Source organism: Streptomyces cinereospinus, assembly GCF_042430725.1.
In the GTDB taxonomy this organism is placed as follows: Bacteria; Actinomycetota; Actinomycetes; order Streptomycetales; family Streptomycetaceae; genus Streptomyces; species Streptomyces cinereospinus.
Genome location: NZ_JBHMCY010000058.1, coordinates 33,396 through 46,014 on the forward strand (window position 1 = coordinate 33,396; position 12,619 = coordinate 46,014).

Sequence of the window (12,619 nt, forward strand, 5' to 3'; positions counted from 1 at the left end):
GGCCGCACGTCCACCAGGTTGACGCAGTGCGCCGCTCCCGCGACGACGATCCCCGCCAGCACCTTGTCGAGCGGCCGCTCCCTGAGGGCGGCGCCCGCGAGCAGTCCCGCGGCGCCGATCCCGAAGAGTTCGACGGCCCCGCTGGTGACCTCGCCGTCCCGCAACGCGGCCAGATGGGCCCGGAAGCCGCGCCGGTGGTCCCCGGCCACGTCGTCGTACGCCCCGCAGCCGCCGACGGCGAGGAGGGCGACGCCGGCGAGCGGGCTGACCCGGCCGGCGGCGGTGGCGAGGGCGGCGGCCGGACCGGCGTACCGGCCCACGGCCCGCCCGGCGTGGTTCGTCCGCTCCCACCGCTCCCGGCCGCCGGGAGCGGTGGCGCGCAGGACGGTGAGGGCGGCACGGGTCAACGCGGCCGTGGCCACGAGGGCGTTGACGGACGTACGGCGGGGACGGTGGATCACCGCACCACCGTACGGTCCGCTACCCGTCCGCGCGGGCGGTCTCCAGCAACTCCTCCGCGTGGGCCCGGGCCGTCTCGGAGTCCTCCTGCCCGGCCAGCATCCGGGACAGCTCCCGGATCCGGTCCTCGCCCTCCAGCACCTTCACACCGGAGCGGGTCACCGACCCGTCGTTGGTCTTCTCGACCAGCAGCTGCCGGTCGGCGAACGCGGCCACCTGCGGCAGGTGCGTCACCACGACGACCTGCGCGCTCTTCGCCAGCCGGGCCAGCCGCCGGCCGATCTCCACCGCGGCCTTGCCGCCCACCCCGGCGTCCACCTCGTCGAACAGGTAGGTCGGCACCGGGTCCGTGCCCGCGAAAACGACCTCCACGGCCAGCATCACGCGTGAGAGCTCACCACCGGAGGCGCCCTTGGCGATGGGGCGCGGCGGCGCGCCCGGGTGGGGCGCCAGCAGCAGCTCGACCTCGTCCACGCCCGACGGCCCGTACGCCACCGGACGACCGCCGACCTCGACGCCCTCCGGGTCCTCGGTCTGCCGGATGGCGAACGACACGCGCGCGTGGGGCATGGCGAGGGAGGCCAGCTCCGCGGTCACGGCGGCCGCGAACCGCTCCGCCGCCTCGGTCCGCGCGTCCGTCAACGCCTGTGCCAGTCCGCCCAGTTCGGCCCGCAGCGCGTCCCGCTCGGCGGTCAGCTCCCCGATCCGCTCGTCGTCACCGTCGAGTTCGGTGAGCCGGGCGGCGCCCTGCTCGGCCCAGGTCAGCACGGCGTCGACGTCCTCGCCGTACTTGCGGGTCAGCCCGGTCAGCGCGGCCCGCCGCTCCTCGACCGCCGCCAGCCGCAGCGGGTCGGCGTCCAGGTCGTCGGCGTACCCCGCCAGCTCGCCCGCGACGTCGCCCAGCAGGATCCCGATCTCCCCGATCCGGTCGGCGAGGGCGGCCAGCGCCGGGTCGTGCGACCGCACGGCCTCCAGGGCCCGGTACGCCCCCGCGACGAGCGTCGAGGCGTCGACGCCCTCGGGGTCCTCCGGGTTGCCCGCGAGCGCCGCGTGGGCGGCCGCGGCGGCGGACGCCAGCGCCTCCGCGTGCCCCAGCCGCTCGGCCTCCTCGGCCAGCTCGGCGTCCTCCCCGGCCCGCGGCTCGACGGCGGCGATCTCGTCGAGCCCGTAGCGCAGCATGTCGGCTTCCTGAGCCCGCTCACGCGCGCGCGTGATGATCTCCTCCAGCTCGGCGGAGACGGCCCGCAGCCGCCGGTGGGCACCGGCGTACTTGGCCAGCGGCCCGGCCACCGCGTCACCGGCGTACCGGTCGAGCGCCTGCCGCTGCCGCGACAGCTTGAGCAGTCCCTGCTGGTCGGTCTGGCCGTGCACGGCCACCAGTTCGTCGGCGAGCTCGGACAGCATCCCCACGGGCACGGACCGTCCCCCGAGGTGCGCCCGGGACCGTCCCTCGGCGGAGACGGTACGGCTGATCAGCAGCGCCCCGTCGTCGAGCTCGGCCCCGGCCTCCTCGGCCCGTACGGCGACCGGGGCGTCCGCGGGGACGGTGATCCGCCCCTCCACGACCGCCTTGTCGGCCCCGATCCGCACGAGCGCCGGGTCCGCCCGTCCCCCCAGCAGGAGCCCCAGGCTGGTGACCACCATGGTCTTGCCCGCGCCCGTCTCACCGGTGACGGCGGTGAACCCCGGCGACAGCTCGACGACGGCATCGTCGATGACTCCGAGCGACCGTATCCGCATCTCCTCCAACACGGACACGACCATACGAGGTCCGGCGCCGGAAGCGCGACGCCGGTCCCCCTTGTCACTCACGCGAGTGCACGCCGTCAGGGGCGCGGGGAACCGCGCGATCGCCCGCGGCGGTCCCGCGGCCGCCCACGCACCGACGCCCTGCGGCGGACCGCCCCCGTTCCGCGCGGTGGCCACCAGGTATGACAAGCGCGACTACATCTTCAACGGCACCCTGACCATCACCGCGATCGTCATCTGGCTCCGCGACACCGTCCAAGAGCCATCGGAAACGGCCTAGTACTCCCGTACTAGTGCGGAGCCCCCCGCCACCCGGAGACCGGCAGGGCGAACTTCGCGACGAGCCGATCCGTGAACGAGGCGTGGTGCAGCCGGGCCAGCCGCACCGGCACCGCCCCTCGCCGCACCTCCACCCTCGCTCCCGGCGGCAGCTCCACCGTCCGCCGTCCGTCACACCACAGGACCCCCGGCGGGACGTGCGGCAGCACCTCCACGGCCAGCACGGATTCCGGCGAGGTCACGAGCGGTTTGGCGAACAGCGCGTGCGCGGAGATCGGCACCATCAGCAGCGCCTCCACCTCGGGCCACACCACCGGCCCCCCGGCGGAGAACGCGTACGCCGTCGACCCGGTCGGCGTCGACAGCACGATCCCGTCGCACCCGAACCCGGTCACCGGCCGCCCGTCGATCTCCAGCACGACCTCCAGGAGCTTCTCGGCGCCGGCCTTCTGCACCGCCGCCTCGTTCAGCGCCCAGTCGGTGTGCACGATGTCGCCGTTGCTGTGCACGACGACGTCGACCGTCATCCGCTCCTCGACCTCGTACGCCCGCGTCACCACCCGGTCGACGACCTTGTCGAGGTCGTCCCGCTCGGCCTCGGCGAGGAACCCGACCCGCCCGAGGTTGACGCCGAGCATCGGCACCCCGGAGGCGCGCGCGAACTCCGCGCCGCGCAGCAGCGTCCCGTCGCCGCCCAGCACGATCAGCAGCTCGCACCCGTCGAGGCACTGCGGCGTCGCCTCCTTGACCAGCCGCACCTCGTCCGACAGCGGCAGGTCGGCCGCCTCCGCCTCCAGCACCCGTACGCCGATCCCGGACCGCAGCAGCCCCTTGACCACCAGTTCGGCGCTGCGCACGGCCGCGGGCCGCCCGGTGTGGGCGAGCAGGAAAACAGTACGAGCTCGGTCAGCTGTCAACGCGGCCCCTCCGCAACTGCACGGTCGACGTCGGCCGGGTCCAGGCGGGGAGCGCCGGCCCGCAGCCACAGAAAGTACTCGACATTCCCCGAGGGTCCGGGCAGCGGGCTGGCCGTCACGCCCATCGCCCCGAGCCCCAGTTCCCAGGCCCGCCCGGCCACCTGGCACACGGCCTCGGCCCGCAGCTGCGGGCTGCGCACCACTCCCCCGCTGCCCAGCCGTTCCCGGCCCACCTCGAACTGCGGCTTCACCATCATGACCAGGTCGGCGTCCGGCCGCACACAGCGCACCAGGGCGGGCAGGACGAGACCGAGCGGGATGAAGGACAGATCCCCCACCACAAGATCCGCAGGCTCCCCGTCGATCGCTTCGAGGGTCAGCTCCCGTACGTTCGTACGGTCCTTGACGGTGACGCGTTCATCGCTCCGCAGGGTCCAGGCGAGTTGTCCGTAGCCGACGTCGACGGCGACGACGTGGGCCGCCCCCGCCCGCAGCAGCACGTCGGTGAAGCCGCCGGTGGAGGCCCCGGCGTCCAGCGCCCGCCGCCCCTCGACGACCAGCCCCCGCGGGACGAAGACGGCCAGTGCCCCCGCGAGTTTGTGCCCGCCCCGCGAGACGTACTCGGGGTCGCTGTCATCGGCCGTGACGACGATCGCCGCGGCGGTCTCCACCTGGGTGGCCGGCTTGGTCGCGACCGTCTTGCCGACGCTGACGCGGCCGGCGGCGATCAGCTGGCCGGCGTGCTCGCGCGAGCGCGCGAGCTTCCGGCGGACCAGCTCCGCGTCGAGACGGCGGCGTGCGACTCCTGCCACGTTCGGTTCAGCTCCTCGTGCCATGCGACGGCGGGGGCGCCGGAGGTCCCGGGCGGGCGTCGAGCGCGGTGAGCGCGTCGCGCAGCCCCCGGTGTACATCCTCGTACACCTCGACGTGTCCGTCGGTGGCCAGGTGGTCGGCGTCGGCCAGCCGCTCCAGCCGGGCGTCCACCTCGGCGTTGCCGGTCGGAGTGCGGTCCACGCCGAGCGGGGCGGGCGCGGCGGGGTCGGCCCCGGGACCGTCCGCCGCGGCCGTGGAGTGCTCGGACGCTGAGTCGTGCATGCTCCGACGCTACCCCGAAGCCCTGCGGTACCGTCGGTCGCGATGGCAACGATCGAGGAATGCCGCGCCGCGCTCGAACAGCTCTCGGAGAACATGCAGCACGCCGAGGGCGACGCCGGTGCGGCCGCCGCCATGGACCGCTCCGTGAGCTGTCACATCACCGACCTGGACATCACCTTCGTCGGCCGGATGCGGGACAGACGGATCACCGTGCACGACACCGTCGAGGGCCCACCGCCCGAGAAGGCACAGATCAGGCTGGCCATGGCGGGAGACGACCTGGTGGCGCTGGTGGGCGGCGAGCTGCACTTCGCCAAGGCCTGGGGCTCGGGCCGGGTGAGGCTGGAGGCGGGCCTGCTGGACCTGTTCCGGCTGAGGAAGCTCCTGTAGCGGCTTCCGGCTGAGCAAGCTTCCACAGCGGCTCCCGGCTGAGCAAGCTTCCGTAACGGCTCCCGGCTGAGGAAGTTCCACTGGCGCCCCCCTCGCTCAGGAGGGTCCAGCAGCGGGCTCCGGCTCAGGAAGCCTCCGCGGCGGCGGCCCGCGGCACGGCGGCGCGCGCCTTGCGCGCCGCCGGCACCACCAGCGGCGTGCCCGTCTCCGGATCGTCGATGACCTGGCAGCGCAGCCCGAAGACCTGCTCCACCAGCTCCGCGGTGACGATGTCGTTCGGCGCCCCCTCGGCGATCACCTCGCCGCCGCGCAGCGCGACGAGGTGCGTGGCGTACCGGGCGGCGTGGTTGAGGTCGTGCAGCACGGCGACCAGCGTCCGCCCCTGCTCCTCGTGCAGCTCCGCGCAGAGGTCCAGGACGTCGATCTGGTGCTGGATGTCCAGGTACGTCGTCGGCTCGTCCAGCAGCAGCAGCGGCGTCTGCTGGGCCAGCGCCATCGCGATCCACACCCGCTGGCGCTGACCGCCGGACAACTCGTCGACATAGCGGTCCGCGAGCTCGGCGACCCCGGTCTGCGCCATGGACTCCTGCACGACCCGCTCGTCCTCGGCCGACCACTGCCGCAGGATCCCCTGGTGCGGGTAGCGGCCGCGGCCCACCAGGTCGGCGACCGTGATGCCGTCCGGGGCGATCGAGGACTGGGGCAGCAGACCGAGCGTCCGGGCGACCTTCTTCGCCGGCATCGACTGGATGACCTGCCCGTCCAGCAGCACTCGCCCTTCGTGGGGCTTGAGCATCCGCGACAGCGCGCGCAGCAGCGTCGACTTGCCGCAGGCGTTCGGGCCGACGATCACGGTGAACGAGTTGTCGGGAATCTGCACCGACAACCGCTCGGCGATGACGCGCTGGTCGTAGGCGAGGGTGACGTTGTCGGCGGACAGGCGGTTCACGGTGCTCCTTTGGATGTTCTGGTGCGCGGGGCCGCTCATATCCGCCCCGCCCTGCGCTCGGTGACCAGCAGCCACAGCAGGTAGACGCCACCGACCACGCCGGTGACCACACCCACGGGCAGCTGGTCGGCACCGAAGACGCGCTGCGAGACCCAGTCGGCGGTGACCAGCAGGGCCGCGCCCATGCACAGCGACGGCAGCAGGTTCGGGCCGGGCGAGCGGGTCAGCCGGCGGGCCAGCTGCGGCGCGGTGAGCGCCACGAAGCTGACGGGGCCGGCGGCGGCGGTGGCGGCGGCGGTCAGCAGCACCGCGGCCACCAGCAGCACCATCCGCACCCGCTCGACGCGCACCCCGAGCGAGTACGACACGTCGTCACCCATCTCCAGCATCCGCAAGCCGCGGGCGTTGGCCAGGACGAGCGGGACGAGGACGGCGCACAGCGCGAGCAGCGGCCAGACCTGCGCCCAGTCGCGGCCGCTGAGCGAGCCGGTCATCCAGACGACGGCCCGGGCCGCGTCCACCAGGTCGGCCTTGGTCAGCAGATAGCCGTTGACGCCGGTGACGATGGCGGAGACACCGATACCGACCAGCACCAGCCGGTACCCGTGCACGCCCTGCTTCCAGGCCAGCACGTAGATGGCGAACCCGGTCCCGAGGCCGCCCACCAGCGCGCCGAGGGTGACGGCGCCCGCGCTGCCGGCGAACAGCACGATCACCACGAGGGCGCCGGCCGTCGCGCCCTGCCCGAGGCCGAGGACGTCCGGGCTGCCCAGCGGGTTGCGCGAGACGGACTGGAACAGCGCTCCGCCCAGCCCGAGCGAGGCGCCGACCAGCAGTCCGACCAGGACCCGCGGCAGCCGCAGCTCGTTGACGATGAACTGCTGGCCGGGGTCCCCGTCGCCGGCCAGCGTCCTGAGCACGTCGGCGGCGGGGATCGGGAAGTCGCCGGTGCCGATCAGCACCACGCTCGCGGCGAGCGCGACGAGCAGCAGCAGGACGACGACGGTGAGGGACCGGACGTCCAGGCGCACGGACAGCCCGCCCGGCGTCCGTACGGCACGGTTGGCACGGTTGGTGGTCACAGCTGGGCCGTCCTCCGCCGTCGTACGAGAAAGATGAAGACCGGGCCGCCGAGGATCGCGGTGATGATGCCGACCTGGAGTTCCGCGGGGCGCGCCACGACCCGGCCGAGCACGTCGGCGCCGAGCAGCAGCACCGGCGACAGGACGGCCGCGTACGGCAGGATCCAGCGCAGGTCGGGCCCGGTGAAGGAGCGCACGACGTGCGGCACCATCAGGCCGACGAACATGATGGGCCCGCAGGCGGCCGTCGCCGCCCCGCACAGCACGGTGGCGGCGAGCATGGACAGCGCCCGGGTACGGTTGAGGTCGGCGCCGAGGGCCTTGGCGGTGTCGTCGCCCATGGCCATCGCGTTCAGCGGGCGGGCGAGGGCGAGGGCGAGGACCGTGCCGGCCGCGAAGAACGGCAGCACCTGTGTGATGGTGTCGTCGGTGGCCGCGCTCAGCGACCCGACGGTCCAGAAGCGCATCCGGTCCAGCGCCGCCTCGTCCAGGATCATCAGGGCCTGGAGGTAGCCGTAGAGCGCCGCGGTGAGCGCCGTGCCGGCGAGCGCGAGCCGCACCGGAGTGGCGCCCCGGCTGCCGCCCAGGAACCACACCAGCGCGCCGACCGCGGCCGCGCCGAAGAAGGCGAACCACACATAGCCGCCGACGCTGGTGACGCCGAAGAAGGTGATGGCGGTGACCACGGCCGCGGAGGCGCCCGCGTTGATGCCGAGCAGTCCCGGGTCGGCCAGCGGGTTGCGGGTGAGCGCCTGGAGCACGCCGCCGGACAGACCGAGCGCGGCGCCGGCGAGCAGCCCGAGCAGGGTCCGGGACAGCCGCTCGCCGACCACGACGTCGCCGTACGTCCCCGAATCCTGGAACAGACCGTGCCAGACCTGCCCGAGGGACAGCTCCTTGGCGCCGACGGCGATACTGGCCAGGGCGACCAGCACCATGATCAGCACCGCGAGGAGCAACCCGACGGCGCGTATCGCCCGGCGGGTCGGGGGCGCGGAGGCTGCGTCCGCGCGCTGTTCGGGGGGACTCTCGACCAACACGCAGTTAGGTTAGCCTACCCTCGCATCGGATCAAGATCCCGCCTGCTGCGGAACCCGCGAGCAGGGACGCGGCGAGCCGGTCCGGGGACACGGCCGAGCACCCCGGCCGTCCGCGCCTACAGCTCCAGCCGCGCCAGCGCCTCCGCCCCGTCCAGCTCGCACACCCCTTCCCCGGCCGCCGTCCAGGCCGCCGCGCACAGTGCCCGCAGCCCGTCCGGCGCCGCCCCCTCGCCGTCCAGCGCCAGCCGCCCGTCCTGCGCCGTCGCCGTCCAGCCGGCGCACCGGAAACCCGCACCGGCCTCGACCACGTCCGGCTGCCCGGTGAGCATCCCCCGCAGATCCGCGTCGACATACGTCGGCCGGTGCCGCGGCGGCGCCGCCAGCAGCTGCCGCCCGTCGGTCACGCCGGTCAGCACCAGCAGCGAGTCGACGCCGCCGTTGAACGCGCCCTCGATGTCCGTGTCCAGCCGGTCGCCCACCACCAACGGCCGCCGCGCGCCCGTCCGCAGAATCGTCTCCCGGTGCATCGGCGGCAGCGGCTTGCCCGCCACCTGCGGCTCGGCACCGGTCGCGATCCGCACCACCTCCACCGCCGCGCCGTTGCCCGGCGCGATCCCCCGCGCACTCGGGATGGTCAGGTCGGTGTTCGACGCGAACCACGGCACCCCGCGCGCGATCGCGTAGCACGCCTCGGCGAACCGTCCCCACGGCAACTCCGGCCCGCCGTATCCCTGGACGACCGCCACCGGCTCGTCGTCCGCGGACTCCACCGGCACCAGCCCCCGCTCCCGCAGCGCCACCCGCAGCCCTTCGCCGCCGACCACCAGCACCCGCGCCCCCGCGGGCACCTGCTCGGCGACCAGCCGCGCGACCGCCTGCGCTGAGGTGATCACGTCACCGGCCTCCGCCGGTATCCCGAGCTCCGTCAGATGCGCGGCCACCGCGTCCGGCGTGCGCAGCGCGTTGTTGGTGACGTACGCGAGATGCATCCCGCCACCACGGGCGGTCCCGAGCGAGTCGACCGCGTGCGCGATCGCCTCCCCGCCCGCGTACACCACCCCGTCCAGGTCGAGCAGCGCCGTGTCGTACGCCTCGCTCAGCGCCTGCCCGCTGCCCTCGGGCCTGGTCCTGACCTGCTGGCTCATCTCCGCACCGCTCCTCGGTCCACCGGCTTTCCCCCGATCATGCCCCATGCCACTGACACCCATGGCGCACGTACGATGCCGAGATGAACACAGCAGGTCACACGGGAGCAACGACGCGCCGAGGCCTCGAACTCACCCCGTTCCGAGGCCTTCGCTACGACCCCGACCGGGTCGGCAGTCTGGCGGCCGTGACATCCCCTCCGTACGACGTCGTCGTACGCCCCGACGGCGTGCACCAGTTGCAGTCGGCAGACCCGCACAACATCGTCCGGCTGATCCTCCCGGAGGCCGCCACCCCCACCGCGCGCAACGCCCAGGCCGCCGACACCCTGCGCCGCTGGCTCACCGAGGGCGTCCTGACCGCCGACCCCGAGCCCGGCCTGTACGTCTACGAACAGCACGACGGCGACGGCATGCTCCAGCGCGGGATCATCGGCGCCCTGCGCGTCTCCGACCCCTCGGAGGGCGTGGTCCTGCCGCACGAGGACGTCATGCCGCACGTCGTCGCCGACCGCGCCGGCCTGATGCGCGCCACCTCCGCCAACCTCGAACCGCTCCTGCTGACCTACCGCGGCGACGGCCGGGCCGCCACCGGCGAGATCGTCGAACGGACCGCGCGACAGGCACCGCTCCTCGCCACCACCACCGAGGACGGTTTCAGCCACCGCCTGTGGGCCGTCACCGACCCCGACGACCTGGCCCGCGTCCGGTCCGACCTCGCCCACCACCAGGCCCTCATCGCCGACGGCCACCACCGCTGGGCCACCTACCGCCGCCTGCGCGCCGAGCACGCCTCCCCCAGCCCCTGGGACTACGGCCTGGTCCTGCTGGTCGACACCGCCCGCTACCCGCTGCGCGTCCGCGCCATCCACCGCCTCCTGCACGGCCTGCCGGTGCCCGACGCCCTGTCCGCCCTCCACGGCCACTTCCGGGTACGCCGCGTGGACGCACAGCTCCCCGAGGCCCTTACGGCCCTCGCCGAAGCCGCCGCCTCGGGCAACGCCTTCCTGCTCGCCGGCGACGGCACGTTCCACCTGGCCGACCGGCCCGACCCGGAACTGCTGGCGCGCACCGTCCCCGCCGACCGCCCCGAGGCATGGCGCACCCTCGACGCCACGGTCCTGCACGCCACTCTGCTGAACCACGTCTGGCACGTCCCGGAGGACTCCCCCGCCCACATCGCCTACATCCACGACGCGGCCGCCACCGTCCGCAAGGCGGAACGGGACGGCGGTACGGCGGTCCTGCTGCACCCCGTCCACGAGGACGTCGTGCGCGACCTCGCCCGCCAGGGCGTGACCATGCCCCGCAAGTCGACGTCGTTCGGCCCGAAGCCGGCGTCCGGCCTGGTCCTGCGCGCCCTGGACCTCTGACGACCTCTGACACCCGGACCCGCACGTACGACGGTGGGCGGGACCCCGGCATCGGGGCCCCGCCCACCGTCATCCCGGTGCGTCAGTCCCGGTCGCCCTCCCCGGCGGAGCCCGAGTCGTCCTTGGCTCCGTCCGAGTCCTCCTGGGTCTCGTCGAGGGCGTCGACGAACGCCACGCCGTCCAGCTCGGCCAGCCGGTCCGAGGCGTCCGTGCTGCCGTCCCGGTCCGCCTCCACGGCCTTCGCGAACCACTCCCGCGCCTCACGCTCCCGGCCGGCGGCCAGCAGGGCTTCGGCGTACGCGTACCGCAGCCGCGCCGTCCACGGCTGGACAGAGCTGGAGGCCAGCTCGGGGCTCTGCAGCGTCACGATGGCCGCGTCGAGCTGCCCCATGTCACCCCGGGCGCCGGCCGCGACGAGCCGCATCTCCACCTGCCCGGCCTTGTCGAGCTTCTGCACCTCGGGCGCCCCGGCCATGTCCAGCGCCTTCTCCGGCCGGCCGAGCCCCCGCTCGCAGTCGGCCATCACGGGCCACAGCTCCACGCTGCCGGTCATCCGCCGCGCCGCCCGGAACTCGGCCAGCGCCTCCCCGTACTTCTGGTTGGCGTACGCCGCGAACCCGGCCGCCTCCCGTACCGCGGCGACACGCGACGCCAGCCGCAGGGCGACCCTGGAGTAGCCGTACGCCCCCTCGGGGTCCTCGTCGATCAGCCGCGCGACCATGACGAGGTTCTTGGCGACGTCCTCCGCGAGCGTCTTCGGCAGGCTCTGCAGCTCCTGCCGTACGTCCTTGTCGATCTCGTCGCCGGTGACGTCCTCCGGGATCGGCAGCCGCTTGATCGGCTCGCGGTCCCGCTCGCGCTCCTCACGGAACCGGCCGCCACCGCCACCGCGCCGGTCGTCCCGCCCACGGAAACCACCGGGCCGGCCGCCCCGGTCGTCCCGACGTGGCCCCCGTCCACCGCGGTCGTCCCGCCCACGGAACCCGCCACGCTCACCGCGGTCGTCCCGCCGGCCGAAACCGCCACGGTCCCCCCGGTCGTCCCGCCGGAACCCACGGTCCCGGTCGTCGCGCCGGTCATCACGGCGATCGTCCCGCCGGTCGTCCCGGCGACCGTATCCGCCCCGGTCACCCTCACGCCGGTCGTCCCGCCTCTCGTCGCGGCGGTCATCGCGACGGTCGTCACGGCGGCCGTATCCGCCACGGTCGTCGCTACGCCGGTCATCCCGGCGATCCTCGCGACGAAAACCACCACGGTCGTCACCACGCCGGTCGTCACGCCGGTCATCACGGCGGCCGTATCCGCCACGGTCGTCGCCACGCCGATCATCCCGACGGAAGCCACCACGGTCATCACCACGACGATCGTCACGGCGGAAGCCACCACGGTCATCACCACGCCGGTCATCACGACGGTCATCGCGTCGGCCGTATCCGCCCCGGTCGTCGCCACGCCGATCATCCCGACGATCCTCGCGACGGAAACCACCACGGTCATCACCACGCCGGTCATCACGACGGTCATCCCGACGGAAACCACCACGGTCGTCACCACGCCGGTCGTCACTTCGGTCATCACGGCGGTCATCGCGTCGGCCGTATCCGCCCCGGTCGTCGCCACGCCGATCATCCCGACGATCCTCGCGACGGAAACCACCACGGTCGTCACCACGCCGGTCATCACGACGGTCGTCACGACGGCCGTATCCGCCCCGGTCGTCACCACGCCGGTCATCACGGCGGAAGTCGCCACGGTCGTCGCGTCGGCCGTACCCGCCACGGTCACCGTAGCCACCCCGGTCGCCACCCCGGTCGCCGCCGTCGCGACGACCGTAGCCACCTCGGTCGTTGTCCCGCCGGAACCCGCCGCGGTCGCCGCGCTCGTTGCGGTCACCGCGGTGGTCGCGCCGGAAGCCGCCGCGGTCGGCGCGATCCCCACCATCCCGTCGCCGCTGGTCGCGCTCCGGTCGGTCGTCGGGAGAGTTGGTGGACATCGGTGACTCCTGTCTTCGGTACCGCAAGCATTGTAAAAAACAAAAGGACCCCTGGTCCCAGCTGAACGCTGGTGACCAGGGGTCCTTCCAAAGATTGTTCGGCGGTGTCCTACTCTCCCACAGGGTCCCCCCTGCAGTACCATCGGCG

The 12,619-nt window shown here is 73.8% G+C and carries 12 protein-coding genes and 1 pseudogene; 2 read left to right on the forward strand and 11 right to left on the reverse strand.

Annotated features, from left to right (window positions below; all coding sequences use genetic code 11):
- From ACFF45_RS25775 to ACFF45_RS25795, 5 genes and pseudogenes are all read right to left on the reverse strand, one after another.
- Window positions 1-461, reverse strand: a pseudogene (locus tag ACFF45_RS25775) (hypothetical protein); the annotation flags it as partial.
- Window positions 462-480: 19 nt separating this feature from the next.
- The gene (gene recN, locus ACFF45_RS25780) at window positions 481-2,223 is read right to left on the reverse strand and encodes a DNA repair protein RecN (protein WP_381348841.1); all 1,743 of its coding nucleotides are present in this window, start codon (window positions 2,221-2,223) and stop codon (window positions 481-483) included.
- Between the two features lie 275 nt (window positions 2,224-2,498).
- The gene (locus tag ACFF45_RS25785; RefSeq protein WP_381348842.1) at window positions 2,499-3,404 is read right to left on the reverse strand and encodes an NAD kinase; all 906 of its coding nucleotides are present in this window, start codon (window positions 3,402-3,404) and stop codon (window positions 2,499-2,501) included.
- Complete coding sequence (locus ACFF45_RS25790) at window positions 3,401-4,216, reverse strand: TlyA family RNA methyltransferase (protein ID WP_381348843.1); 816 nt, start codon at window positions 4,214-4,216, stop codon at window positions 3,401-3,403. The genes ACFF45_RS25785 and ACFF45_RS25790 overlap by 4 nt, the downstream gene beginning before the upstream one ends.
- Before the next feature lie 7 nt (window positions 4,217-4,223).
- Window positions 4,224-4,499, reverse strand: a complete 276-nt coding sequence (locus tag ACFF45_RS25795; RefSeq protein WP_381348844.1) for a hypothetical protein — start codon at window positions 4,497-4,499, stop codon at window positions 4,224-4,226.
- Between the two features lie 42 nt (window positions 4,500-4,541).
- Between ACFF45_RS25795 and ACFF45_RS25800 the strand changes: the two genes are divergently transcribed.
- On the forward strand, window positions 4,542-4,889 hold the full coding sequence (locus tag ACFF45_RS25800; protein WP_381348845.1) for a sterol-binding protein: 348 nt from the start codon (window positions 4,542-4,544) through the stop codon (window positions 4,887-4,889).
- A gap of 124 nt (window positions 4,890-5,013) precedes the next feature.
- Here the strand turns inward: ACFF45_RS25800 and ACFF45_RS25805 are convergent, their stop codons facing one another.
- The 4 genes from ACFF45_RS25805 to ACFF45_RS25820 all read right to left on the reverse strand — a co-directional run bounded on the left by ACFF45_RS25805 (window position 5,014) and on the right by ACFF45_RS25820 (window position 9,105).
- On the reverse strand, window positions 5,014-5,877 hold the full coding sequence (locus ACFF45_RS25805) for an ABC transporter ATP-binding protein (protein WP_381348846.1): 864 nt from the start codon (window positions 5,875-5,877) through the stop codon (window positions 5,014-5,016).
- Window positions 5,874-6,920 carry a FecCD family ABC transporter permease gene (locus ACFF45_RS25810; RefSeq protein ID WP_381348847.1) on the reverse strand — a complete coding sequence of 349 codons (1,047 nt, stop codon included), beginning with the start codon at window positions 6,918-6,920 and terminating at the stop codon, window positions 5,874-5,876. The genes ACFF45_RS25805 and ACFF45_RS25810 overlap by 4 nt, the downstream gene beginning before the upstream one ends.
- The gene (locus tag ACFF45_RS25815) at window positions 6,917-7,960 is read right to left on the reverse strand and encodes a FecCD family ABC transporter permease (RefSeq protein WP_381348848.1); all 1,044 of its coding nucleotides are present in this window, start codon (window positions 7,958-7,960) and stop codon (window positions 6,917-6,919) included. Before ACFF45_RS25815 ends, ACFF45_RS25810 begins: the two co-directional genes overlap by 4 nt.
- A gap of 116 nt (window positions 7,961-8,076) precedes the next feature.
- On the reverse strand, window positions 8,077-9,105 hold the full coding sequence (locus tag ACFF45_RS25820) for an HAD hydrolase-like protein (RefSeq protein WP_381348849.1): 1,029 nt from the start codon (window positions 9,103-9,105) through the stop codon (window positions 8,077-8,079).
- A gap of 83 nt (window positions 9,106-9,188) precedes the next feature.
- On the opposite strand from ACFF45_RS25820, the gene ACFF45_RS25825 reads away from it, so the two are divergent.
- Window positions 9,189-10,478, forward strand: a complete 1,290-nt coding sequence (locus tag ACFF45_RS25825; RefSeq protein ID WP_381348850.1) for a DUF1015 family protein — start codon at window positions 9,189-9,191, stop codon at window positions 10,476-10,478.
- 82 nt (window positions 10,479-10,560) lie between these two features.
- Here the strand turns inward: ACFF45_RS25825 and ACFF45_RS25830 are convergent, their stop codons facing one another.
- Both ACFF45_RS25830 and ACFF45_RS25835 read right to left on the reverse strand, forming a co-directional pair.
- Complete coding sequence (locus tag ACFF45_RS25830; protein WP_381348851.1) at window positions 10,561-11,199, reverse strand: hypothetical protein; 639 nt, start codon at window positions 11,197-11,199, stop codon at window positions 10,561-10,563.
- On the reverse strand, window positions 11,184-12,419 hold the full coding sequence (locus tag ACFF45_RS25835) for a hypothetical protein (RefSeq protein ID WP_381348852.1): 1,236 nt from the start codon (window positions 12,417-12,419) through the stop codon (window positions 11,184-11,186). Before ACFF45_RS25835 ends, ACFF45_RS25830 begins: the two co-directional genes overlap by 16 nt.
- Between the last annotated feature and the right edge of the window lie 200 nt (window positions 12,420-12,619).